This is a genomic window from Bhargavaea sp. GQ12, assembly GCF_059758705.1.
This window is the reverse complement of record NZ_JCAXEU010000001.1, coordinates 256,619-282,104: the sequence shown is the minus strand read 5'-3', so window position 1 is coordinate 282,104 and position 25,486 is coordinate 256,619. Positions and strand designations below refer to the sequence as shown.

Genomic DNA, 25,486 nt, shown 5'->3' with positions numbered 1-25,486 from the left:
GGAAGTTAAATAATTCTTTAAAAAGACCATGTCTTCTCAGGGGACTTGGTCTTTTTTTCTATCTTTTTCATTTAATAGTTGAATAGTTATAGAATAATAGATTTCCATTTGCTATCATAAAGTCGAGATGGATCATATCAAGGAGGAAAAGGATGGACATTAAACGACGAATTCTGCTTCCGCTGCTTTCACTGCTTCTCGTTCTCGGCCTTCCGTTGCAATCAGAAGCAGCCACAGGCTTCACGGATATTGGCGGAAAAGAATTTGAACAACACGTCAATTATATCGCCGGGAAGGGAATTATTTCTGGATACAAAGAGAATGGGAAAAACCTGTTTAAACCAATGAATCAAGTCACTCGGTTCCAGGCAGCCAAAATGCTCGTTATTGCTTCCGGCAATGAAGGAATTCAGGGTGCAGACATTCGTTTCTCAGATCTCAAGAGCAGCGAAGAAAGAGACTATATCAGTAAGGCTGTCAAATTAGGATATTTCAACGGCTACCCGGACGGCAAGTTCCGGCCTCATCAGCCCCTTTCCAGAGGTCAGATGAGTAAGGTCATGTCACGGGCATTTAACCTCAAACAATCAATCAGCGTGGACAATCCGCTGATGTTTGCGGATATCAGCCTTTCCTACCCTTATGCCACTGAAATAAATGCGCTTTATTACAATGGCATTTCCCGAGGGGCAAACGGCAACTTCCTATCCGAACGGAGTTTGACCCGCGGTCAATTCGCCATGTTCCTCTCTCGTGCGATGGACAAGAAGTTCCGCCTCACGGTTCCTGCCCTCAACAAGACTGTCATCGCCAACGGAAAAGTCAATACTGGTTTCAATCACTTGAACATCCGGAACGCACCTTCGACTTCCGGTGCAGTAATCGGAAACATCAAACCCGGCACTCTCTTTGCCGTCGTTCAGAATGATCAGTTGAAAACTTCTGACTGGGTCCAGATCCGTTATGAAAAAGGACCTGCTTACATCAATGCCAGTGACCTCTACGTTACATTCCTTGATCATGACAACAATGAGATCGGTTCGGCTACACATTCTGTCAAGGTGAATACTAAGTCGTCGACAGATACGACGCTGAACGTTCGGACAGAGCCGTCCGTTAACGGTATTGTCCTCGGACAATTGAAAAATGGGAACGTCGTACAGGTATATGGTGAAAGCAATGGCTGGCATCTCATCATCTTCAATGGAATACCGGGCTATATCCAGTCAGCCTACACCGAGAAGGTTCAAGCCCCTTCCCCTGCCCCATCAGGCAACCTTAACGGGACAGTTACCGTTAACAGCCTAAACGTAAGACAAAGCCCAAGTGACTCGAGCGCATCTCTTGGAAAACTCAACAAAGGCGCAGTCGTCAAAGTCCATGGCATCAACGGCTGGTGGGCGAACATTGATTATAACGGGCGTAGTGCCTATGTTCACAAAGCTTTCCTGAAGCTGAAAAACACAAGCGGCTCTGTACTTAATAATCGGATTATCGTCGTCGATGCAGGTCATGGAGGTCGCGATCCGGGTACTTCGAAAGCTGGTGTCACCGAGAAGGCCATCGTCCTGAAGGTTTCTCAGAAAGTCGAGCAGAAACTCAAGGCTGCAGGTGCAACAGTCTATATGACCCGTGTCGGTGATACGTACCCTTCCCTACAGAACCGTGTTGACTATGCCGGCCAAAAATATGCCGAATCCTTCGTCAGCATCCACGTCAATGCCGCTGGCTCTTCCGCGGCGAGAGGCGCAGAAGTCTTCTTTGATACATCGGTCAACATGAATGGCGTTGAAAGTAAGTATCTTGCACAGGATATACAGAATCGCCTAGTAAGGGACGTTGGCATGTATAACCGAGGAGCAAAAGACACTGCGTTTTATGTAATCCGCAACCAGCATGTACCGGCAGTTCTTGTCGAACTTGGATTTATCACCAATCCGAATGACTTCAACAAGCTTACCAATGATGCTTATCTGGAGAAGTTTGCACAGGCCATCTATCAAGGAATTGTAGACTACTACGCAAAATAAATTAAAAAAGTGAGCTATCGCCTAAAAAAGGCGGCAGCTCACTTTTTAGTTGGTAACAACAAAAGAATAATTTCATTTTGAGGTGAATTCTCTTTTAACTCTCTAATGTCAGTGTTCACGATTTTTAGTCCTATACACTAAAAACCAACCAGGCTATCTGGTTGGCCTTCTTACTTATTTGCTGGATTGGACTTTTTCAATCAGCCCAACATAATTGGACATCATCTTCGCAGCCTGCTGACGTGTTGCCGATTCAGCCGGACGGAATTTTGTACCATTGTCCGATCCGTCTGCTACACCGAACTGGTAAAGGAAGGCTACGGCATCTTGAGCCTCTTCACCAATGCGGCCGATATCTTTAAATGGCACTTCCCCAGTCGGCTCATAGGCCGTGCCTTTAAGAGACTCATAGGTACGCTTGAGCATCAGGGCCACCTGTGAGCGTTTGACCGGTTCATATGGCATGAAGTTACCGTCCAGGCCATTTACGATCCCTGCTTCCTGGGCAGCAGCGATTTCCGCACGTGTCTCGTCAGCCATGTTGCCAAGGTCTTTGAAGTTTGTAGTCTTACCTTCTGTCTCGAGGCCGAGGGCACGAACCAAGATGCTCGTTGCCTGAGTTCGAGTCAATTCGCGGGTTGGGGAGTACGTTGTTGCAGTAGTTCCTTTGATGAGATCACGATAGTAGAGATCCTTGATGAACGGTGCGAACTCGCTATCCACTTTTACATCAGTGAACGGAACGGTTGCATTAATACGACCTTCAACAGCCGGATTGATGGAATCCCATTGGCTTACATAGTCGATGAACATTTCATAGTCGATGTTGCCCGGCTCGCTCACCCGGCCTTCTTCATAAGCCTTGCCGAACATTTCATAGCCGTCTCCACCTTTGGCGGTGAAGTTGTTTGTTGCCACATGGTAAGTGTCTTCAGGATTGAGTGCTTCGTATCCGTCTTCCGTTTCAACCAGTACTTCTTTCACTCGATTTCCGGCTTCCGCTTTTCCGTCAAACGAGAATTTGAGACCGGATACGTGAAGGAAACCGCCGTTTTCAGCCGGGAATTGACGTACACTATGCTCAAGTGCCTGAACAAGTTCTTCCCCTGTAACTCTCATAATCGCCAATGCATTACCAAACGGCATGACGGTCAGCACTTCGCCGACTGTAATATCGCCTTCATCGATACCGGCACGGATTCCCCCGCCGTTCTGAAGGGCGATCGAGACGTTAGGATCGATGCTTTTTGCAGTAGCCAGCATGCCGTCCGTCATTAAATTGCCAAGGTTGGTTTCCCCAGCACGGACACCCCATAGGCCGCGGCTTCCATCAAGAGCGACTTCCGCTTCTACATCAATCGACTGATTTTTCAGCTCGTCGATTTCCGCTTTGTACTTGGCAAGGATCTCAGCTGCGCCTGCATCCTCTTCTTCTACGGCATCAACATCATGCAATTGCCCATCATAGCCTTGAACAACGCCGTTTTCATCGAAAGTGACATTGAGCTCTCCGAGGAACTTACTATACTCATTAGCCTGGACAATGATTGTCGGATCTCCATCTTTGTCCGCCTTTACCGGCTCTTCAAGGGTTTTATGCGTGTGTCCGCCGACGATGATATCGATTCCATCCACTGCATCAGCAAGAAGTTTATCGTTATCATATTCTGCTGAGTCATCATATCCGATATGGGTCAGAGCGATGATTTTGTTGACCCCTTGTTGTTCGAAAGATTCGACCGCTTCTTTTGCTTCTGCAATATAGTTGCTGAAAGCAACTGAACCCGGGCTGGAAATCGCAGCGGTTTCTTCAGTGGTCAGGCCGAAAATCCCGACCTTCTCGCCATTGATCTCTTTAACGATTCCATCATAGATTTTCCCGTTTTCATAGTCGGCAGCATAGCCGCCCGCCTGCAAGTCTTTAAGATGTTCATCTTGGGAAAAGTCTGCATTGGCACTGACAAGCGGGAACTTAGCCCCACTAACGAATTCACTTAGCGCAAGATGACCATTCTCGGAAGAACCAAGGTCGAATTCATGGTTCCCGAATGTCATAGCGTCATACTCCATGTAATTCATCAGTTCCAGGTCGGCCTGTCCTTCATAGGAGTTAAAGTATAACGTTCCAGAGAAGACGTCACCGGCGTCAAGCAACAGGTTGTTCGGGTTTGCGTCTCTTAGCTTCTTGATGAGCGCTGCACGCTTTGGAGCGGCCTCCACATGAGCATGTGTATCATTCGTATGCAACACTTTCAGCTCAAAGTCCCCTTCAGCTGCTTTTGCTTCACCAGGCGCCTGCAGGCTGAATAGGCTTAGCGCCATCGTCGCGGAAGCTGCCACCTTGATCCATTTCCCGTTCATCATACACCATCCTGTTCTATTCTTTTTTTGTCTTCTTTTCAGAAAACACTTTCTCCGCTCTATTCTATCATTCTGTTGTTCTATTGAATATGCTGTTTTACTTAGATATCTGTTAATTTTCAGTAAAAATGAATGAAAACCGCACCAACCGAACTCGTTACATTAGTAATCTATTTGTAATCAAAACGTAATCTATCAGAATATTGATTAGCAGGCTTGATAAAGCTACAATGAGTTCTAAGTGATTCGACAGAAAAGGAGAGCTATGATGAAAAAAATCGCATTTTCGGTGTTGGCGACATCAGCACTTGCAGCGGTGATAGCCGCACCGGGCGAAGCAGAAGCTTCGCAACAGTACGCGGTACAATCGGGAGATTCCCTATGGAAAATCGCCTCGAAGCATCAAATCTCCGTTGCCAAACTGAAAGAGATCAACAACATCCGGACAGACGTCATTTATCCTGGACAGACACTGGTCCTCTCGTCAGCAAAGCCATCCATCAAAACGCCAGACGTTGCCTCCGTTCCAAGCAGAACAGCTGTATATACCGTCAAAGGCGGCGACTCCCTAGGCAAGATTGCATCCATACATAAGACGACTGTGCGCCAGCTAAAAGAATTGAATGGACTGACAGGAGATCTCATACTGGTCGGACAGAAGTTGAAAGTTAGCGGAACAGCCACGGCCCCTTCTACTTCAAAAGCAAATCCTGAAAAAGCTGCAGCCCCTTCTTCTCCGACTTCCGCAACGGGCGATTACCAAGTGAAAAGCGGGGATACACTTTCTCTGATTGCAATACGGCATGGGGTGTCAGTTGATCAGGTCATGAAATGGAATGGACTTACCTCCCACCTGATCTATGCCGGACAGAAACTGAAAATCACCGGCTCAGCTGCTGCTTCTTCCAAATCAGAGCCTAAAGTGGTTCAAGTTTCTGCACCCCGCCCTACTATAGAAAATAGTCATACTGTAGTCAGCGGAGATACGCTTTCGGGAATTGGAGCGAAATATGGGGTCAGTGTCCGGAATCTGATGGCCTGGAACAACCTGAGTAACTACAATTTGTATGCCGGACAAAAATTGAAAGTGAAGGGTGATTCTTCGTCTGTAAGCAATCAGATCCCTGCTTCGTCTCCCGCTCCGGCCCAATCTGATTCATCTCTGATTAGCGTGGCTAAGAGCGTGGCCGGGACGCCTTATGTCTGGGGAGGCACAACGCCTTCCGGCTTCGATTGCAGCGGCTTCATCTGGTACGCTTTTAAGACTGCGGGCTACGATGTTGCCCGTACGAATACGGACGGCTATTTTAGCCGTTCCTATTACGTAGATACTCCTGTTCCAGGAGACCTGGTCTTCTTCAATAACACGTATAAGAAGGGCATATCCCATATGGGCATCTACTTGGGGAACGGCCAGTTTATCCATGCAAGCTCTTCTCAGGGAGTGGTTGTCTCCAATATAAATGACTCCTACTGGAAACCTCGTTTCGACAGTTTCAAACGATTCTATAACCAATGATGCAAATAGAGCTGTACAGAAAATCAGTTGAATACGATTTTCTGTACAGCTTCTCTTTTGCACAAATTTGAAAGAACACCGCCGCAGCGGTGTTCTTTTTAGTTAGGACTATAAACGATCCTGACATGTTCCCCGGCAAGATAAATCATTTCGAGACTTTCGTCGTCAGAAGCCACCCGGTACCATGTGCGGTCGGGCTTTTTCTCAGAACCAAGGACGGCGACCGGAATCGGAGCTTTCTCATAAGTGAATGCGATGTTATTGCCGACAACCGGGGAGGTGCGTGCATTAAGGCCTGTTGCCAGCGTGAGACCAATCGTATAGCGGCCAAAGTCACGTCCGCCCATTGCCTTGTCCGCACGATACATATGGCCGGCTGCTTTCGCCCCCCAATATGGATCCGATGCATATCTCATGTTGAATCCGGTTGCTTTCGTACCGAATACCGGGCCATTGGCATACGGTGCATTCGGCGGGATGTAATTCCGGTTAAAGAACTGGTCCATCAGTTCGTTGATGTTCTCTTCGACCGTTTCAAAATGATCATTTGCCGGATTGTCGTCATAGACGCGAAGTCCGAATAGGTTGTTGAACTCCAAAGCCCTTGTACTCAGCCCATAGTTGCTCTCATGCTGGGCAAGTGCCAAAATCATGAGCGCGTTCACATTTTTTTCACGCTCTACCTTTTTAAGAACTTCCCCGATCCCAATTAGCTTACTCCTTTTAGAGGCATCCTTATAGGCAGCGTTATTCGGATAAGCTACCTCCAGTCCTTTCAGCATTTTGATGATATAGGCATCGATCTCAGCTGCAGTATAGACTGTCTGGGTTCGGGCCGGGAGGAACTGGAAGTAATTATAGAATGTTTGGACAGGCTGACCGGACCAGTTCATATAGTGGATCTGATCCCACGAAAGATACTTTTGGCCCTGTTTCAGGCTAGCAGGGGCTTTTCCCATTACGTAGCTTGCTTCTGATCCAGTCCGGTTAGAATAAATATGATGAACAAGATCACCTGAAGCATTTACTGTGTAGTAGGAACGGCCTTTCAACATGTCCCAAGTTTTCAGGTCGGCGTTCGCATGCTTGATGAAGCCGGTTGTGCCCGCGACCTTCACTTTCACATAGTCTGCTGTCGCTTCCAAGAATTCGAGCTCAGTGTCGCTGGTTACATAGGTAAAGGCGCTCTTCATATCGGCCTTCTCGTAAATGTTTGTCAGGGATGAAGAAGCAGTCGGCTTGGTGACAACGATACCGTAATGCATATTGACGATTACGTCACCAAGCAGCACGACCTGTCCATTTCCCATGGCCGCAGTGGCCTGGTCGAATGTATCAAAGCGCTTAATAATCTTCGTATTCCCATTACTGTCGACCGTTGCCGTCGCGTATTTAATCTCCGGCTCAGGCTCCGGTTGAGGTTCCGGTTGTTCCGCGATTCTTACCAGTCTTGCTATGACTGCGGAGGCCTCACCCCTAGTTGATAGATCTAATGGTCGGAAGTAGATGCCGTCTTCCCTTGGAGAACCCTTAAAGATTCCGAACTGTACTGTCTGCCCGATCGCATAGAGGTAGTCAGGGAATATGCTGGACTGATCCTTGAAAGTGACTGGATCTGCTTCGCCGCTGATTTTTAAATAGTTCAGAGCACGGTCCGCCATAACCGCCATGTGTTGCCTGGAGATCTGCTGGTATGGTTTGAACGTACCATCCCCATAACCGGTAACAATTCCTGCATTGGCTGCGGCAAGCACTTCATTGAGAACACCAGATTTCTCATCCAGGTCCGTAAAATATGCTCCCTGTGTAGCCGGCTGCAGATTCAGTGCACGTGCCATCAGGGCTGCGAATTGCCCGCGGGTGATCGGATTGTTCGGATGATAACCTGATCCATTCCCCTGAAGAATACCCTTTTCAACCAGATATCTCATGTCCTCCTCGTGCCAGTGACCCGTGATGTCATCTTCCGCCGAAGTGGGGGTTGCTGCGATAAATAAACCAAGAATGAGTAACCACGCTGCAGTTAATTTCGGGAGCTTTCCCATGGGATCCTCCTCCTCTACCATGAATAGATTCATAGTATCACAGACCGCTATAGGATACACAATATTCTCCTATTTTCGCTATGCTATAATAAGGGCATCATTTTGTGCCGAATTGAGGAACATCCATGGTTTTCAGCAGCCTTATTTTCTTATACGGTTTCTTGCCAATTGTGTTGGTGCTCTATTTTCTGAGTCCAGCCAAATTGAAAAATATAATCTTGCTTGCATCCAGCCTGTTCTTCTATGCTTGGGGAGAACCTAAACTTGTTTTCCTCATGCTCATTTCCATTGTTGCGAACTATCTGTTTGGGCTTTGGATAGGTAGAACTGAGACCACACCAAAAAAGAAGGCACTTGTGGCCGGAGCAGTGGTTTCCAATCTGGCCATTCTCGGATACTACAAGTATGCCGGATTTTTAGTTGATATCTTAGAGGATTTGACCGGAAAAAACATCGCCTTTGAGGGGGTCCCCCTTCCGATTGGAATTTCGTTCTATACTTTCCAGGCGATGAGCTACATCATAGACGTCTACCGGAAGGATGCAGCCGTCCAACGGAATCCGCTTAACCTTGCCCTTTATATCTCGCTCTTCCCCCAACTTGTCGCAGGCCCAATCGTCCGCTATCAGACGGTCGCCGACCAGATAAGGGAACGCTTGACGACCTCAGACCGCCTTGTCACAGGGTCTGCCCGTTTTATCCAGGGCCTCGCAAAGAAAGTCCTGATCGCCAATCCAATGGGAAGAGTTGCGGATGAAGTTTTTGCCATGAGCGGCGGTGACCTGACCACAGCCACCGCATGGATCGGTATACTGGCTTACACACTCCAGATCTATTTTGACTTCTCGGGATACAGTGACATGGCAATCGGGCTCGGAAAACTGTTCGGATTTGATTTCCTGGAGAACTTTAATTATCCGTACATTAGCCAGTCGATTTCCGAGTTCTGGCGCCGCTGGCATATCTCACTCGGTAGCTGGTTCCGGGATTACGTCTATATCCCGCTCGGCGGCAATCGTGTGGATACTTGGAAGACCTACCGCAACTTGCTCATTGTCTGGACGCTAACCGGCTTCTGGCATGGAGCCAGTTGGACATTTATGGCCTGGGGATTCTATTACGGAGTTCTCATCTCGCTGGAGAAATGGTTCCTGCAAGGACTCCTGAACAAGATGCCCCGCTTTATCAGGCATGTCTACGTGCTGGTAATTGTCATGATCGGATGGGTGTTCTTCCGGGCTGATGATTTCGATTATGCTTTCCATTATATCGGGACCTTGTTTGGACTCGCCGGAGCCGGTCTGTTTGACCACACCTCTATCTTGTATGCTACCGACTACTGGCTGTACTTCATGGTCGCAATCATCCTATCTATGCCGCTCTATCCAAAACTTCGACACTGGTTCCAAGGATTTGCAGAGAGGCGTCCTATAGCAGGAAACATCCTTTCCGTTACCGCCTCGGCCTGGTTCCTTCTTTTGGTTGCTATCGTCACAATGTACCTGGTCAATGAAACTCATAATCCGTTCATCTACTTCAGATTCTAGGTGGTCGACATGAATAAACTTAACTTACTGCTCCCCGTTGGGCTTTTTCTGATGCTGGGAGGCGGGCTAGCCGCTCATCTCCTCCTACCTGACAGAAGTGCCTCTCAAATGGAGAACCGGACGCTTGCGGCTGCTCCTACATCACCAAGTTCGGCAGAAGTCTTATCTGGTGATTGGTCGAAACAAGCTGAATCCTACTTTACAGACCAGTTCCCTTTGAGAGACATCTGGATGAAATCTTTCGTCCGCTCTGAACTGGCTGTCGGAAAAACCTATATCAACGAAAAATACTTTGCTGACTTTGACAGCGGCTGGATCACATCCGGCCCTTCCGAGCTTCATGACGAAGAAACTCTTGATGCTGGCGCCGTAAAGGCACAAAACATAAATGAACACTTAAAAGAGCTGGGCATACCGTTCACCTTCTATTCCTTGCCGGCAAAGGCAACCTATGTACGGGAGCCACATCCCGACTACATGCCAGAAGATGCAGGGATTGAAAACAACGCCCGATTCCTCGAAAAACTTGCAGATCGGAATATCCGTTCTGTGCGACTGATCGATACAATGAGAACAATCGAACAGGAATTGGATCCTCAGAAACTCTATTTCAAGACGGATCACCATTGGAAAATCGATGGGGCGATGCTCGGTTACCAGGCAATTATTCATGACCTTATAGAAAACGGAATACCGGTCTCGGGCGCGCCTCTAAGCGAGGAAAATATGAAGCGTTCCTGCCTGGAAAATCCGTTTGAAGGATCGTGGAACAAGTTCTATCATATGCTGGTTCCGAACGATGACTTGATCTGTTACCTGGAGCCAGACGGAATGGCAGACCGGTTTAGCATCAGTGCCACGTCTGTAACAGGAACTTCGGATGCTAGCTATGAAGACATTTACGGAGTTGCACGCAAGCTCCCCCCGGAGCAGTCGGTCAATTACTCTGTAGGCTACACATCAGACTATCCGGAATTGGATATTCATAATGCCGACGCTAACAGCGGTCATCTGGTTGTTCTAAAAGACTCTTACTTTAACCCGATTACCTTCCTGACTGCCTATCATTTTCAGCGCACCACAGTCATTGACCTCCGTTATTACGAAGGAGATTTAGATACATGGATTGAAGCAGAACAGCCCGATGCCGTCATCATGGCCTATAACGACCGGAACTTCGATTTAGGGTTCTGAAGACAAAGAAGACTCCCAAGCATATGCGCTCGGGAGTCTTCTTTGTGGTTATTAGGATTCTGCCGGAGAGTGGGACGAAACGTTCGTTTTGAAGGATTCTTCGAACTCTACGCCGTTCTTCTCGATTGACAGGGTGATTGGAAGTTCCGAGACGCGGTAAGCGCCATCTACAAGTTCCATCTCATTGAATGCCTGTGTGATCAGAGTTTCTTTCGCAGCTGCGAAGTCTTCTGTAATAGAAACTGCTGTGTTATTACCGATCTTGATATGAGTTACGCCAAGTTCAGGCATCTTATCGGAGAAGAAACCGGTCTCTTTAACTGCATCGATGCCTTCTTCAAAGTTGGAAACAGTAATGTTGAAGACACCCTTTTCACGGTTGAAGGAAGTATCAACGAGCACTTCACCGTTGGCGTCATGTACGTCACTGTCTTCAAATTCTTTGAAGATCTGATCGCGAGCTTCCTTGACTGCATCACGCTTTTCTTCATCCACTTCCGCGCGGAAGATGAACGATGCCATCTGGCCACGCTTAACCGTTACGTAAGGGCTGAAGGTTGTAGCTGTTGTTCCTTTGGTGATGTTGTGGTCAAGCAACGCCTGGACGTGCTCAGCCATCCATTCGCCCTTTTTGACATCAGAGAACTTGCCTGTGTATGCCTGGTTGTTCAATCCGTAACCAAGGTCGATGATTTTTGCCATCTGGGAACGAGTCAGAGGCGCAGTAAGATCGAAGTACTTGCCTTTGCTGTCCTGATAGCCTTTGATGATGCCCCGTTCTGCGAGTGCTGCGATGTAGCCATAGTACTCGCTGTCCTTGCTTACGTCACGGAAACCAGGATCTTTGACATTTGTCGTATCCAGTTCCAATGCGCCTGCAATGATTTTCGCTGCCTGTGCACGTGTCACTTCACGGTATGGTTTGTACTCCCCGTCAGGGAAGCCCTTGACGACACCGCGAGCTGCCAGATTTAGAACATCCGAGTAATAGTCCTGGTTCTGCTCAAGGTCAGGGAAAATCTTTTCCTCATCTTGTGCATAGGTTACTGCAGGCGGTGCAGCAGTGAAGAGTGTACCTGCCGCCAGGGATGCAGTGAGCGCCATTCCCAGCATTTTTTTCTTCGTGTTTGGCTTGACCATTTTCTTACCTCCATCTTCTTCTGTTTTTTGTCTTGGGGGTAAATCATGATGTATGTAGCAATAAAGAAATACATGGTAATTGTAGCAGTTTAATAGTAAATGTTCAAATAATATTCGACAAACTTTTCGAATAGTCACTATAGATGGAAGAATAGTAGAACCAAACCAAAACTGCTTTGGTCTCAGGGACTTTTCTACTCCAATTCATCAACTATTCGAATTTCTGTAACTACGGGTGGAGGGAACTCTTCATGGCCAGCATGGAAAGCTGCTACAAGGAACGACGCCAATTGCCCCCTGGTGGTCGTCTCGGTCGGCCGGAAGCGCTCGATTGTCGTCACGTCATTTTTGGAAAGGATGTCGATTGCACGCCGTTCCGCATCACTGAACGCCTGCTTGTTATCCAGGATCCGTGAACGCTTCTCAGGCAAGTCCTGCAGACCAAAGGCGCGGACAATGACCTGTGCCATTTGCTGACGCTGGATCAGACTCCCCGGCATCAGCCGATTGTTGCTCCCCAGGAACACTCCCTCTTTCTTCACCAGAAGAGAATATAAGTACAGTTCCGGGTCACGATGATCCGGCGGGACATCCAAGAACGGTTCCACGTCAGACAAGTCGGTTTCTGCTGCTGTTCGGCCGCTCGTCTTCTCAACATACTTGCCCAATGCCTTGACGACATTGGCCCTGGTTAATTTTTGGTACGGGCTGAACTTGTTATCTGGGTACCCGGACATTAGACCCAGAGTCCTTGCTTCAGTGATGTTCTGGAAATGCGTGTCGGATACCGGTACGTCGACATAAGGACTGGTGTTGACCTGCTGATTTCCTGATGCCCCCTGCCCCGGCTCCCAGACTACTGTTCCCAAAAGGACAAGCGTAGCCACCGATATAGCAACCCAGCGCTTTGGTGCCTGCATCGCATCCCCTCCCTTTCTATTATTATACCTTCATGCAAGTGAAAAGGATGCTGAAATTATGTAAAATGCGGACGGAAATCCAATGATTCCGCCCGCAATTGAATTTGAATTAGGAAGCCGGCTCCTCAGTGAGATCGACAGTTATGGTTGCAGACTTAAACGTCTGTCCGTCCGCGTCTTTCACCCTGAGAGAGAACTGCCCTTCATCACCTGTTTCCAGTCCGTTCAGAAGGATTCCGCCTTCTTCACCTTCAGCTTCTGTGAAAGTGATATCGCCGAGGTCAGTCGAGACAGTATCCACGGTACCGACGATCACATCGCTATCATCCAAACCGGCTTCAGTACCTTCGACATCGACATAAAGCGTCGGAACACCGTTATCCAGCGCTACCGATACAGCATCGTCCGATGTCAGTGAAACAGCTTCTGCTGACAACAGATCCTCAAGTGCAACCGGCAGTTCTGTAATTTCGGTGGAAGCAAACGATACTGAAGACAGTTGAGGCGTCGTATCTTGGACAGTCACCTTGAAGCTATCACGGCGAAGGTCCCCTTCCATAATGGAAATGGTCGACTCTCCAGGCTTATTGGCTTGGATATTGATCTCGCCATTTTGCCCGTAGGAAACGGTCACATTGTCATTGTTTGTAGTGGCTGTATACTTGGCGCCAGAGCCAAGATCCGTTTCGGGACCAATCAGCAGACCATCCTTGTTGTACTTGTTGTATACAAGGCTCAGTGCATTGTCATTCTTCGTACCCGAAAGATCAAGCACAGCATCGGCGGAGTTGTTGGCCAGCTCGAGATTTCTAGTGGCTACATTCGTATCCGTGCCGACTGTGAGAGGCACGCTCAGCAAGGTCGTCTCTCCCGAAGTGACCGCAATCGTTCCGGTCCCTGCTGTATTCCCCGCTGTTACCTCTGCAATGTACTGGCCATCCTCAGTTCCCGGGTTAACTGTGACATCCGCAATTTCTTCATCATCCGCATTCGTCACTGCGAAGTCTTCAGGATCGAAGCCATTCACCGGCATACCATATTGGTCAGTGACCGTGAATGTAAAGCTACCTGTCTTTCCTGCAATGAGACCCAAGCTCTCTGTTTCTGTCACAGCTGAAGCCGGGGCACGCTCAGCAGACGCGACGGTGACTGGAACTGTCAGTGATGTACCGGACGCATCATGAGACACGGTAACAGTCGCTTCTCCCGCAGCCACCGGCTTGACAGTCCCATCCTGACCCACTAGGATGACACCGGTGTCAGAAGACGTGTAGGTGAGCCCGTCCCTCACGGAAGCTTCTTCTCCGGACTTTGTCGTCCCCATGACAGAATTGATACTAGCAGTTTCCCCTGTCGTGATGGTGTCATTGGCAACTTCTTTGCCACCTACCGTGAGCTTGTAAGAATCAAGGGACTCCAGCGCAGTCGTAAAGTCCTGGATGGTCAGCGTAGCATCGTCGGATGAAACCGTCTCTCCGTCTTTTGTAACGTTGACTTGGAACGTAACTGTATCCCCTACATTTGCAAGCTCTTCCGGATCCAGTTCACCTGTCGCCTGATCTTTAAAGAGTCCGGAGTGTGATGAGAGGAACTCGACAGTATATCCTTGCTCGGTCAGCGCCTCGAGTTCCACTTCTTCCCCACCGTTGATGGTGAAGGTTGCAAACTGCCCTTCTGAAGTACGGTCAACAGCACTGTCTACGCCTTCAACAGAAGTGACCTCAATTGGCGCATCCGGCATAGCATGATACGCGCGGACGAGGAACGAAGCAAATTGCCCGCGTGTAGTGGTCTCGGCCGGACGGAAATTCTTCTCTGTTGTTACTCCATGCTCGGAAAGAATATCAATGGATTCACGGAAATCTTTCCAGGCCGCATCATTATCTTCTACACTTGATTCCTTGTCCGGAAGGTCTTCAAGTCCAAAAGCGTTGACCAGTACTTGAGCCATCTGCTGACGCTGGATCAGGTTAGTCGGCATCAGGTTATTGTTGCTTCCTTGGAATATATCAGCCTGCTTGACAATCAGTGAATAAGTATAGAGCTCCTTGTCCGGATAATCAGACTGTACATCATTAAACGGCTCAACATCGGTCAGGTCAAAGTCTTCAATGTTCTTGCCGCTCGACGCCACCACATACTTCCCAAGCGCCTTGACCACATTGGCACGTGTCAGTGATTGGTAAGGCTTAAACGTTCCATTCCCGTAGCCTGAAAGTATTCCCAAGGTGCGTGCTTCCATAATATTGGAGTAATGTGTGTAATCCCCCGGGACATCTGTGTAGGAAAATTCCTCTGCAACTTCCGGTGTCTGTGCCGACACTGGCGCCACCACTGATGCTACCATCGCGGAAGCCGCTACTGCTGTGCCAAACTTATAGTATGTTTTTCTGTTCAAGAAATCTTCCTCCTATCAAAAGAATGATTGCAGGAGAAGGGCGAACCCTTCTTACATTCTCATACCCCAGTTATACCAGAAATAACGTTATATCTCTGTTTCTCAATCTGAGGCCTTCTCTGGATTGATCACAACAACATCATTCTTGGTAATTGTTTTAGTAACCGGTGCGACTACGGCATTATTGCCTTTTGAAGCATCAGTGATCATTAAATACAGGTTGTCTTCACCTTCCGGTACAATCGTAAGTGAAGAATTTTGGCTAATGTCTATTGGCGGAATGGAGATATAGATCTTATTCCCATCCGTCCTATCAAAATCACTATTAACCTCAGTTCCTCCAACCATAAAGACAAAGTCGTCCTCAAGGTTCTGACGTCGAATTAAAATTTGCTCTTCCCAATAGTCCCACTCGGATGAATGTATATGACCTGGTACATATAAATACATAGGACTCATTTTCTCCGAGAATGTCAGCTGAATTTGATCAGCGATTGAAGAATCTGCTGAGGAAATTACATAGTGAGCCGAGACCAATGTTGGTGGTACATTATCATGGAATGAAATTGTTGTTATAACGGTCTCAGGCTCTTCTGTTCCATTATTTGCAGCGATAGAATTATAGACAATAATATCTCCGTCTGCAGTTTTCACATTCTTAGTGATTTCTAGTGTGTTGTCAATATCCTCAGGAATACGTTCAGGCAGTTTTGGAAGAGTTATTTGAATGACACCTCCTTCCCCACTAATTGTTGTACCGGCCGGAAGCGCTCCTCCATTAAACTTATAGTTTGTGAGATCAAGGGCGGAAGCACCCATTTCAGTAGGATAATGGATATAGATGACATTATCGACCACGCCGAAACCGGACGGTTCTTTATAAGTCGGTTCTTTGACAATAACTTCGATAGAAGCCAACAACTCTGTATCCTTTACATTTCCTTCGAATGTATAGGTGCCAGCTTTGTCAGTAATGAAATTGTTCGTGTTCCACTCCACGTTCCTAGATGTATCTACTCCGCTTTCCAGTGTTACTCCAACCGTTTTCGGCAGTTCAGGTGTTTCGCCGACTGTAATTATGATATCTGGTTGAGTGTGCACAGACTCAACTGAAGAAGGATATGGCGCTTTTGGATTCAGACCTTCTGAAACTTTGTAGGCACGAACCAGGAACGAAGCGAACTGACCGCGAGTTGTGCTTTCATCCGGACGGAAGTTTTCTACGGTCGTGACGCCATTCACGGAAAGAACATCTATTGATTCGCGGAAATCTTTCCAAGCTTTGGCGTTATCCTTAACGCTTGATTCCTTGTCGGACAAATCTTCAAGACCAAATGCATTGACCAGTACCTGGGCCATCTGCTGGCGCTGGATCAGGTTCGTCGGCATCAGGTTATTGTTGCTGCCCTGGAAGATACCGGCCTGCTTGACGATCAGCGAGTATGTATAAAGCTCTTTATCCGGATAATCGGACTGCACATCATTAAATGGTGTAACCTCGGTCAGATTGAAGTCTTCAATCTCCTTGCCGCTTTTCTCCACCACATACTTCCCAAGTGCCTTTACCACATTGGCACGTGTCAGAGACTGATAAGGCTTAAATATTCCATCCCCATAGCCTGACAATACACCGAGCATACGGGCTTCCAGGATACTGGAGTAATGCGTATACTCTGTTGGAACATCCGAATAAGCAACCTCTTGCTCCATATCCGATGTTTGTGCGGCTACGGGTACCACCGTTGTTGCCAGCATTGCCGAAGATGCCATTATTGCTCCAAATTTAGGGTTTAACATTTTATTCATGTTTTTGTCCTCCTAGTTGTGCGTGATTTAAACGCCTTATCTCTTATACTACTATTAATCTGCATAGTGCATCCTGATTCTTTGAAAACGTCACGACATCTGAGAATTTCTCTATTACATGTAAAACGAAGCTTGAACTTTTTATTTAATATGAGCAAAAATAAAGCGAAGAGATTTCCCTCTACGCTGAAAAAAGCAGATTTACTCAATAATTAAATCTGGTTCTATTTCGACATCTGGGTCGATGACTACAACATCTTCCTTTGTCAGTGTTTTGGTGACTGGTGCCATCACCGGATTTTTCCCGCGTGAGTCATCAGTAATCATAAACCTCTCATTGTTTTCACCCTCCGGCACAAGTGTAATCGTTGAATTCTGGTTAATATTTATGGGTGGAATCGAAATATAAATCTTTTCACCATCAATCAAAAAGTCTTCTTCAAGGAACAGATCCTTTCTAACTTCCGTCCCGTTTACTTTAAAGTTAAAATCATCTCTAACATAGTGGCGGTTACTATCGTTTTGATGGCCAGCAAACTCCATCATAACCGAGTCCTCTGGATCAATAGCATCCATGTCGTAAAATACAGGTGCCATTCCTTCAGAGAATGTCAATTGGATCCAATCAGCAGTCTCAGAATCAGCAGAAGTAACAACATAGTTAGCCGATACAAGGGTTGGTTGGACATTATCGTGAAAAGCCGAAGTCACAGATGCATTAACGGGTCCTACTTCCTCGAAATCTCTATCGAAGGCGTTACCGGTAATGATTTCCCCATCGTTGGTTTTTACGTTCTGAGTTATTTCGAATGTATAAGGAATATCTTCATGAATTATTTCTTGGGGTTTTGGAAGTGTAATAATTACTCCCCCTCCATCTCCCTTCTTAATCTTGGTACCTGAAGGGAGTGGCCCATCATTAAACTTGTAATTCAATGGGTTTAGAGCAGATTCACTCAAATTGCTCCTACTAATTACGATTACATTGTCTCCTCCCCCAAATGTAGCTACTTCCGTGTACGTTGGTTCTTTAACGGTCAACTTCGTTGCTGCTGTCAGTTCTGTAGAGGCGACTTTACCTGTTAGTGTGTACGAACCCACTTCTTCAATATTGAGGCTGTCTGTGTCCCACTCGACAGTAACATCGGTTTTAACACCGCTTTCCAGAGTCGCTTCAACCGTTTCAGGAAGTTCTGGTGTTTCCCCTACAGTAATGATGATCTCCGCTGGGTTTTCCACGGACACTATCGGAGCCGGATACAGTTTTTTCGGATCCAGACCTTCCGAGACCTTGTAGGCACGAACGAGGAACGAAGCAAACTGACCGCGTGTAGTGCTTTCAGACGGACGGAAGTTTTCTTCCGTAGTCACGCCATTTTTAGAAATAATATCTATTGATTCGCGGAAATCTTTCCAAGCATTGCTGTGATCCTTGACGCTGGTTTTCTTGTCCGGTAAATCTTCAAGGCCGAATGCATTGACCAGCACCTGAGCCATCTGTTGACGCTGAATCAGACTTGTCGGCATCAGGTTATTGTTGCTGCCCTGGAAGATACCGGCCTGCTTGACGATCAGTGAGTATGTATAAAGCTCTTCATCCGGATAATCGGACTGCACATCATTAAACGGTGTAACCTCGGTCAGATCGAAGCCTTCAATCCCCTTGCCGCTTTTCTCCACCACATACTTTCCAAGCGCCTTGACCACATTGGCTCTAGTCAATGACTGATAAGGCTTAAAAACCCCATCCCCATAACCAGACAGTATACCGAGCATACGGGCTTCCAGGATACTTGCGTAATGCGTATAATCCGTTGGAACATCCGAATAATTAACCTCCTGTTCCACATCCGTAGTTTGTGCAGCTGCAGGCAATACCACAGCTGCCATCATTGCCGAAGATGCCACAACTGTAGCAAATTTGCGATATGTCTTTCTGTTCATAATCTAGTCCTCCTTATTTTTGCACGGGTCACAGCCCTTTCACCTAAACAACGCTGACTGCATAATGTGCTCTGAAAATCTATGACTTCCTTTAAGTCCTTTTTCTATTGACAGCAAGGCCCTACTCTTTAAATTAAGTTAGTGGAGAGACTTTCCTTTCCCTTGTTTAATAGGTTAAAGGATTTCACTAGGAAGTTACATCTGAATCAATTACTAACACGTCATTCTTGGTAATCGTTTTAGTAACTGGTGCAACCACTGCATTTCCGCCTCTGGAATCATCAGTTATCAATAATACCTCGTTCTCCTCTCCTTCCGGCACAATTGTGATTGTTGATTCTTGGTTAATTTCCATAGGCGGAATAGAAATATAAATTTTTTCACCTTCTACTACAGCACCGAAATAATGACTAACCTGTTGTCCTCCTACCTCAAAGATAAAATCATCTTGAAGGTACCTAAAATTACGGGATATTTGTTCTTCCCAATAGTCCCATTGCGATGGGTCTACCTGGCTTGGTACTTTCAAATAGATTTGACTCATTTCCTCAGAGAATGTTAGTTGAATTTGATCGGTGGTTTTAGAGTCTGCAGAGGGGATTACATAATGGGCTGAGACAAGTGTTGGGGATACATTATCATCAAAAGTACCCTTTACAGCCACATTAACAGGTCCATCTGTTTCAAAGCTTTCCAAGAAAGCATTGGCGATAATGATATCACCCCTTTGCGTTTTTACATTCTGTGTAATCTCAAATGTATATTCTATGTCGTCATGAATGGTTTGTTGTGGTCTTGGAATTGTAATTTGTACACGATTGTCATCAGCAACAATCTTAGTACCAGAAGGCACTGGCCCACCATTAAACTTATAGTTTGATAGATCAAAAGCAGAGTCGGTCATGGCCTGACCATAGTCAATAGTGATTACATTATCTTCGACCTGTATCGTTGCAGGATCAATATACGTAGGTTCTTTAACAATTACGTTAACAGAAGCAGCCAAATCAGAATCAGCCACGTTCCCCGTGAGCGTGTACGTACCAACTTTGTCTTTAACGAAATTGGCTGTATTCCAATCGACAACTCCCGTCGAATCCACACCGCTTTCCAGCGTAACTCCGACCTTTTTTGGCAGGTTAGGCATTTCTCCAACTGTTATAATAATGTCCTTCAGAGCGTGAACAGACTCCACAAGAGAAGGATATGGAGATCTTGGATCCAATCCTTCTGAGACCTTGTAGGCACGAACGAGGAACGATGCGAACTGACCGCGCGTCGTGCTTTCAGACGGACGGAAGTTTTCCTCGGTCGTTACGCCATTCAAGGAAAGAATATCAATTGATTCGCGGAAATCTTTCCAAGCTTTGGCGTTATCCTTAACGCTCGATTCCTTGTCAGACAAATCTTCAAGACCAAATGCATTGACCAGTACCTGTGCCATCTGCTGGCGCTGGATCAGGTTTGTCGGCATCAGGTTATTGTTGCTCCCCTGGAAGATGCCGGCCTGCTTGACGATCAGTGAGTATGTATAAAGCTCTTCATCCGGATAATCGGACTGCACATCATTAAATGGTGTAACCTGGGTCAGATTGAAGTCTTCAATCTCCTTCCCGCTTTTCTCCACCACATACTTCCCAAGCGCCTTGACCACGTTGGCACGGGTCAGAGGCTGATAAGGCTTAAAAATCCCACCCCCATAACCTGACAGTATACCGAGCATACGGGCTTCCAAGATACTTGGGTAATGGGTATAATCAGTCGGCACGTCCGTATAAGCAGCGTTCTTCCCCACATCCGGTGTCTGGGCAGATACAGGTGCTACCACCGTCGCCATCATTGCAGAAGACGCGACTACTGCACCAAATTTTCGGTATGTCTTTATGTTCAAAATATTTTCCTCCTTAATTGTTTATAGGGCACTTAATTGTTCCTATAACTAATATTACTATTAAACTACCGTTCATTGGCTAAAGAAGGAGATTTATTGAAATTAAGATATCAATGCGTGTGTATTATTGCCAGCCAAACCTCACCGGTAAAACTATCTTCAGTGCTCTGCTAATATTGACGGTTGTTTAACCCTCTGGGTATCATTGAAAGGATTGTTGAAAGATGATAGAGACGGAAGGATTGAAGGAATGTTAAATAAACCTGCAAACATGAAAACCTTTATATTGGCAGTGGTTGCTTTCATTTTTTTCGGCTTTTTAGCTTACAATACACCTTTGGGAGGAGATGATTGGGCCTGGGGATCGGCTTTCGGTGAAGAACAGTGGAAAAACTGGTTTGACAACTATAATGGCCGCTACTTAAGCAATACAATCGTCATCATTCTAGCGAAGGTTCAATGGTTGAGGGTACTTTTCATGGCCCTTGTTTCCACCCTGCTTATCATGCTCATCGGCCGCCTCGGCAGCCAGCCTTCAGAAAGACGAATGAGGACGATGATTGCCTTGATCTTGTTTCTGATTGTTCCAGCGAACATGTTTGGCCAAACGTTCGGCTGGCTGTCAGGCTACGTGAATTATGTATTCTCTGCGGTTTTACTTCTCATGTACATAACTATTAACCACAAGCTACTGGATGCGGAAGAGCAGCCAAAGTTTCTAAAGAAAGACATCCCGATGATGGCTTTACTAGGACTTTTAACTCCGCTGGTTGTGGAACACGTGACATTGTTTGTAATTATTACAGCGTCCATGACCATTCTATATACAATGATTCGCTTTAAAAAGGTCTATGCCATTCATCTGACTTATGCAGTGGCATCCATTATCGGCACTTGCATTATGCTCTCAAATCGTGCTTATGCCAGTATCTTTGGTGGGGAGGCTTCTCATGGGAGAGTTGTGTATGCAGATCGGCCGGAACTGTTCTTTGGTATTTTTAAAGAGTCCATTACGCCAATTCTCTTTATCGACAGTTACGCCATTCACATCGTGCTCTCGGGTCTATTGCTATTATTCCTAGTGCAAAAGGAAACTGACGGCAAAAATCTTAAGATGGCTTTAAAATACGGCACCATGACAATCTTCCTTGCAGTCATCGCCTTCTTCCTGGTAATCAAGCCTGCCCTAGGAGATTATTACTTTGGAGAATACACAGTAGATGCAGAAGCCCTGTTATTTATTCTCTACTACCTTGCATTAAGTGCCGCATTATACATCTTCTCGCCAAACACAAAAAGCAGGACCCGATTCGCTTTTTACACGATCGGAATCCTGCTCATGACAGCGCCTTTTGCCGTCCTTTATCCATATGGACCAAGGGTCGCCTTTAGTGCCTATGTCTTTTTCGTGTTGATTGGAACAGAGCTATCCTCACAATTGATCAAAAAAAGCGACATAAACCTAAGATTATCCAGTGTGCCGATCTATTCAACAGTTGCTATCCTCACTATTTTCTATACATTTACCATTTGGATGAACGGACACACGGACCGCGCCCGGATTACTGAAGTTCAAAATGCCCTAGATCAGGATCGGCAAACCATCGAAATTAAAGAGCTACCATTCCCTCAGTATCACTGGATGCCTACACCGTTACCCGATAACTCTCACATTGATCATTATAGAAACTACTACAGTATTCCGAATAGAGCAGATATTTCTGTTCAACCATTCTTCCCTGAATCGATGTAAGATTATGCTTTTGTCCTCTTATGGTTACTGCCAAAGGAGGATTTTATTTTATCACTCTCATTATGTTGCTCCAAAGTTTAGCCAAGATAATATTTCTCCAAAGAAATAGGGCTACCCAATGTATGGGTAGCCCTACTGAGATTATCACTCAGAGACCGAATTACCAGGTACGTCTACATTGACAGTTGTAGAAGCCACTACATCTCCATCTGCTTTTGTAAACTTGAAGACAATAACACCCTCATCGCCAGCAGCGGTTGTGAAAGTATATGCTTCTGTAGCATCTGTTGGAGCTTCGAAACGATCTTCATCGAAGTCTGCGCTAAGCACAGTGAAGTCTCCAAGGTATACATCTTTGCTATCGTCGCCATCCCACTGACCGTTATCATTAACATCAAGATAGATCTGATCGTTGTCAGTACGTTTGCGTACGAAAGATGTTGTCTCAATATTCAATTCGATTCCTTCAACAATGTCATCTTCATCAACACGCTCGATGTCGAGAACATCGTATACGTTAATCTGCTCACCTTCTGCGATGACTGTAGGAGCTTTTACAAACTCAACAGATTTAACTTCAATAGTCGGGATGTTTACTGTCCACTCATACGTATCGATGAGTACACCATCAAGAGAAACTGTAATATCAGTTGTACCGTTCTCTTTTCCAACTACTGTGATTTCACCATTAGCATCTGTAGAGAGCTGTGCGATATCTTCGTCTGCAACTTCGACAACATATGTGCCTGCTACACCAGTCAATTGTACAGTAGTTGCAGCTTCTTGAGCTTCGCTGTCAGCAGTAGCAACAAATCCACCATCTACGGTGTATTCATTTACATTCAGGTCTGCAACAGCAGAACGCTCTAGTTTTGTCTCTTTCGAAACAACTGTATTTCCTTCAGTTACTTCTACTTCAATTGTATCAAGTGGTGCAGTGAAATCATCTGCACGAAGGTAAACTTCGTATTCACCTTTAGGGGCTGTTTCAGAAACATTGATTACTAGTGCACCAGAACCTGGAGCCTCGTAAGTAACTTCTTTACCAGTTACGGTAATAGCTTGATTAGACTCATCAGTAGAAGTAGTGACTTCAATATCACCATCTTCGAATACAAATGGATCGCCGTATTGGTCCTGAACGGTAACGCCTACTGTTCGGCTAGCAGTTTGTGCAAGCTTATAGCTATCTTGTGCAACTGTAGCTGTTGCCAATTCGCGTTCTTCGTTTGTTACAGTCAAATCTACTGAAGCAGTTTTATTGCCAACAGTAGCAGTAATTGTTACATCGCCTGGTGCGATTGGAGTGATATTGCCGTTTTCACTGTTAACTTGGGCAATACCAGGATTCGAAGTAGAGAATACTACTGGAATTCCAGAGTTGTAGATAGTAGCGCCTGTTTCAGAAACCAAGTCACCAACATCATACGACTCTCCGATAACCAATGTATCACTGTTCAACGTAAAGTTGCCTGTTGTATTAATTACAGAGAGATCACCAATTTCCGGAGTAGCATTCAAGTTTACAACTTTGACAGATGCGAATTCGGATTCAGTTACTTTGCCATCGCGAGTGAGAACAATTTTCACTTCAAACTCATCGTTAATTTTTACAGCACCTTCTGCAATCTCACCAGTTGGGGATGTAGTAGCGGCAGTTTCGTTTCCGGATTCAAATACTGCTTCTGTTGCCTGGAATTGTACTTTATATCCATATTGATTTACAAGGTCATTTACACTTACACTTTTACCGTTGACTGTGAACTCAATGAATTGTTTGTCTTTGTCATCATCGACAACAGTCGTAGTAATTGCTGCTTCTGTAACATCACCAAGCTCATCGGATTCAACGATTACTTTAACAGAGGCAGTTAGGTCCGTGCCTTCTACATCACCAGTGAGCGTGTAAGTGCCTGCTTTAGTGTTATCGAGGTCTTCTGTGTTCCACTCAACATCTGCTGTACCAGTAGAGCCGTTTTCGAATGTAACACCAACAGTTTCAGGAAGGTCTGGTGTTTCGCCTACCTTGATTGTGATGTCGTTAAGGTCATTAACGGACTCGATTGGCGAGAGTGGAAGGTCTGGAACAAGGCCTTCGCTCACTTTGAATGCACGCATCAGGAAGGATGTGAACTGACCACGGTTTGCATCTTCAGTCGGGCGGAACGTAGTTTGGTTAGTTACGCCGTTTTCAGCGAAGATTTCTACCGATTTAGCGTGGCTCGCGAATGCTTTGTCAAGGTCAGTCAGGTTAGGTGTACCCTCTTTGTCTTGAAGATTGAAAGCACGAACCAGTACGGAAGCGATTTGCTGACGCTGGATGTTAGTTGTGTGCATCAGGTTGTTGTTCGAACCAACGAAGATTCCTTCGTTTTTAACAACTTTCGAGAAGTTGACGAGCTCTGCGTCTGCGAAGTTGTCCGGAAGGTCGGAGAAGCCTTCAACGCTTGCGAGATCGTACTCTTCTGCGTACTCAGAAAGAGTCATTTCTTTTGTTTGCAGGACGTATTTAGCAAGGATCTTTACAACATCACCACGAGTGATTTTTGCGTACGGAAGGAATTTACCTGCGTTTGGTCCACCAGTGTAACCGGAGACGAAACCAAGTTCGTTCGCTTCTGTGATTTCCATGAAGTAGTCGTTCGGACCTACGTCAGAGAAAGCCTTTGTGTTCGCTGTTTCTTGCCCTTGTGCAGCAACCGGTGCTACTGCGGATACGACCATTGCGGCTGTCGCTGCGCCAGTCAAAAACTTTTTGTAAGTTTTTGTTGCCATAGAATATGTTCCTCCTTAGATTTAAAGAAATGATGCCATCTCTATCACTGCAGCCAGAATGGCAGAGTAATAGAATGCTCAATGTTCATTATAGAGTATTACAATACGATGTCAACGGATTTCAGTATGATTTCCATTTGGTTTCGGGTATTTTGCGGAAGAT

At 46.1% G+C, this 25,486-nt stretch carries 14 protein-coding genes; 5 read left to right on the top strand and 9 right to left on the bottom strand.

What is annotated here, in order from left to right:
• Positions 1–152 precede the first annotated feature (152 nt).
• Positions 153–2,030 (top strand): N-acetylmuramoyl-L-alanine amidase, encoded by a 1,878-nt coding sequence (locus AC6CHQ_RS01360; RefSeq protein WP_498080613.1) that lies wholly within the window; start codon positions 153–155, stop codon positions 2,028–2,030.
• 174 nt (positions 2,031–2,204) lie between these two features.
• Here AC6CHQ_RS01360 and AC6CHQ_RS01355 read toward each other — a convergent pair whose 3' ends face one another.
• Entirely contained in the window at positions 2,205–4,391 is a 2,187-nt protein-coding gene (locus AC6CHQ_RS01355) for a 5'-nucleotidase C-terminal domain-containing protein (RefSeq protein WP_498080612.1), read from the bottom strand.
• Between the two features lie 268 nt (positions 4,392–4,659).
• On the opposite strand from AC6CHQ_RS01355, the gene AC6CHQ_RS01350 reads away from it, so the two are divergent.
• Positions 4,660–5,910, top strand: a complete 1,251-nt coding sequence (locus tag AC6CHQ_RS01350) for a C40 family peptidase (protein ID WP_498080611.1) — start codon at positions 4,660–4,662, stop codon at positions 5,908–5,910.
• A 98-nt stretch (positions 5,911–6,008) separates the two neighbouring features.
• On the opposite strand, the gene AC6CHQ_RS01345 is transcribed toward AC6CHQ_RS01350, so the two are convergent.
• A complete protein-coding gene (locus AC6CHQ_RS01345; RefSeq protein WP_498080610.1) occupies positions 6,009–7,955 on the bottom strand; it encodes an S-layer homology domain-containing protein in 1,947 nt (648 codons plus the stop codon).
• A gap of 125 nt (positions 7,956–8,080) precedes the next feature.
• On the opposite strand from AC6CHQ_RS01345, the gene AC6CHQ_RS01340 reads away from it, so the two are divergent.
• The gene (locus AC6CHQ_RS01340) at positions 8,081–9,502 is read left to right on the top strand and encodes an MBOAT family O-acyltransferase (RefSeq protein ID WP_498080609.1); all 1,422 of its coding nucleotides are present in this window, start codon (positions 8,081–8,083) and stop codon (positions 9,500–9,502) included.
• Between the two features lie 9 nt (positions 9,503–9,511).
• Positions 9,512–10,696, top strand: coding sequence for an alginate O-acetyltransferase AlgX-related protein (locus tag AC6CHQ_RS01335; protein ID WP_498080608.1), 1,185 nt, complete (start codon positions 9,512–9,514; stop codon positions 10,694–10,696).
• 51 nt (positions 10,697–10,747) lie between these two features.
• Here AC6CHQ_RS01335 and AC6CHQ_RS01330 read toward each other — a convergent pair whose 3' ends face one another.
• The 6 genes from AC6CHQ_RS01330 to AC6CHQ_RS01305 all read right to left on the bottom strand — a co-directional run bounded on the left by AC6CHQ_RS01330 (position 10,748) and on the right by AC6CHQ_RS01305 (position 20,795).
• Positions 10,748–11,836 (bottom strand): S-layer homology domain-containing protein, encoded by a 1,089-nt coding sequence (locus AC6CHQ_RS01330; RefSeq protein ID WP_498080607.1) that lies wholly within the window; start codon positions 11,834–11,836, stop codon positions 10,748–10,750.
• 194 nt (positions 11,837–12,030) lie between these two features.
• The gene (locus tag AC6CHQ_RS01325) at positions 12,031–12,756 is read right to left on the bottom strand and encodes an S-layer homology domain-containing protein (RefSeq protein ID WP_498080606.1); all 726 of its coding nucleotides are present in this window, start codon (positions 12,754–12,756) and stop codon (positions 12,031–12,033) included.
• Between the two features lie 109 nt (positions 12,757–12,865).
• Positions 12,866–15,154: an S-layer homology domain-containing protein gene (locus AC6CHQ_RS01320; RefSeq protein ID WP_498080605.1), complete on the bottom strand. Its 2,289-nt coding sequence runs from the start codon at positions 15,152–15,154 to the stop codon at positions 12,866–12,868.
• 102 nt (positions 15,155–15,256) lie between these two features.
• Entirely contained in the window at positions 15,257–16,960 is a 1,704-nt protein-coding gene (locus tag AC6CHQ_RS01315) for an S-layer homology domain-containing protein (protein WP_498080604.1), read from the bottom strand.
• 201 nt (positions 16,961–17,161) lie between these two features.
• The gene (locus AC6CHQ_RS01310; RefSeq protein WP_498080603.1) at positions 17,162–18,904 is read right to left on the bottom strand and encodes an S-layer homology domain-containing protein; all 1,743 of its coding nucleotides are present in this window, start codon (positions 18,902–18,904) and stop codon (positions 17,162–17,164) included.
• 187 nt (positions 18,905–19,091) lie between these two features.
• Positions 19,092–20,795, bottom strand: a complete 1,704-nt coding sequence (locus AC6CHQ_RS01305; RefSeq protein ID WP_498080602.1) for an S-layer homology domain-containing protein — start codon at positions 20,793–20,795, stop codon at positions 19,092–19,094.
• 250 nt (positions 20,796–21,045) lie between these two features.
• On the opposite strand from AC6CHQ_RS01305, the gene AC6CHQ_RS01300 reads away from it, so the two are divergent.
• Positions 21,046–22,548 carry a DUF6056 family protein gene (locus AC6CHQ_RS01300; protein WP_498080601.1) on the top strand — a complete coding sequence of 501 codons (1,503 nt, stop codon included), beginning with the start codon at positions 21,046–21,048 and terminating at the stop codon, positions 22,546–22,548.
• A 144-nt stretch (positions 22,549–22,692) separates the two neighbouring features.
• Here AC6CHQ_RS01300 and AC6CHQ_RS01295 read toward each other — a convergent pair whose 3' ends face one another.
• Entirely contained in the window at positions 22,693–25,323 is a 2,631-nt protein-coding gene (locus AC6CHQ_RS01295) for an Ig-like domain-containing protein (RefSeq protein ID WP_498080600.1), read from the bottom strand.
• Between the last annotated feature and the right edge of the window lie 163 nt (positions 25,324–25,486).

What these genes read in the sequence shown, in the direction of transcription:
- AC6CHQ_RS01360 (WP_498080613.1), top strand. Translation starts at nt 153, where the DNA reads ATGGACATTAAACGACGAATTCTGCTTCCGCTGCTTTCACTGCTTCTC.
- AC6CHQ_RS01355 (WP_498080612.1), bottom strand. Translation starts at nt 4,391, where the DNA reads ATGAACGGGAAATGGATCAAGGTGGCAGCTTCCGCGACGATGGCGCTA.
- AC6CHQ_RS01350 (WP_498080611.1), top strand. Translation starts at nt 4,660, where the DNA reads ATGAAAAAAATCGCATTTTCGGTGTTGGCGACATCAGCACTTGCAGCG.
- AC6CHQ_RS01345 (WP_498080610.1), bottom strand. Translation starts at nt 7,955, where the DNA reads ATGGGAAAGCTCCCGAAATTAACTGCAGCGTGGTTACTCATTCTTGGT.
- AC6CHQ_RS01340 (WP_498080609.1), top strand. Translation starts at nt 8,081, where the DNA reads ATGGTTTTCAGCAGCCTTATTTTCTTATACGGTTTCTTGCCAATTGTG.
- AC6CHQ_RS01335 (WP_498080608.1), top strand. Translation starts at nt 9,512, where the DNA reads ATGAATAAACTTAACTTACTGCTCCCCGTTGGGCTTTTTCTGATGCTG.
- AC6CHQ_RS01330 (WP_498080607.1), bottom strand. Translation starts at nt 11,836, where the DNA reads ATGGTCAAGCCAAACACGAAGAAAAAAATGCTGGGAATGGCGCTCACT.
- AC6CHQ_RS01325 (WP_498080606.1), bottom strand. Translation starts at nt 12,756, where the DNA reads ATGCAGGCACCAAAGCGCTGGGTTGCTATATCGGTGGCTACGCTTGTC.
- AC6CHQ_RS01315 (WP_498080604.1), bottom strand. Translation starts at nt 16,960, where the DNA reads ATGAATAAAATGTTAAACCCTAAATTTGGAGCAATAATGGCATCTTCG.
- AC6CHQ_RS01310 (WP_498080603.1), bottom strand. Translation starts at nt 18,904, where the DNA reads ATGAACAGAAAGACATATCGCAAATTTGCTACAGTTGTGGCATCTTCG.
- AC6CHQ_RS01300 (WP_498080601.1), top strand. Translation starts at nt 21,046, where the DNA reads ATGTTAAATAAACCTGCAAACATGAAAACCTTTATATTGGCAGTGGTT.
- AC6CHQ_RS01295 (WP_498080600.1), bottom strand. Translation starts at nt 25,323, where the DNA reads ATGGCAACAAAAACTTACAAAAAGTTTTTGACTGGCGCAGCGACAGCC.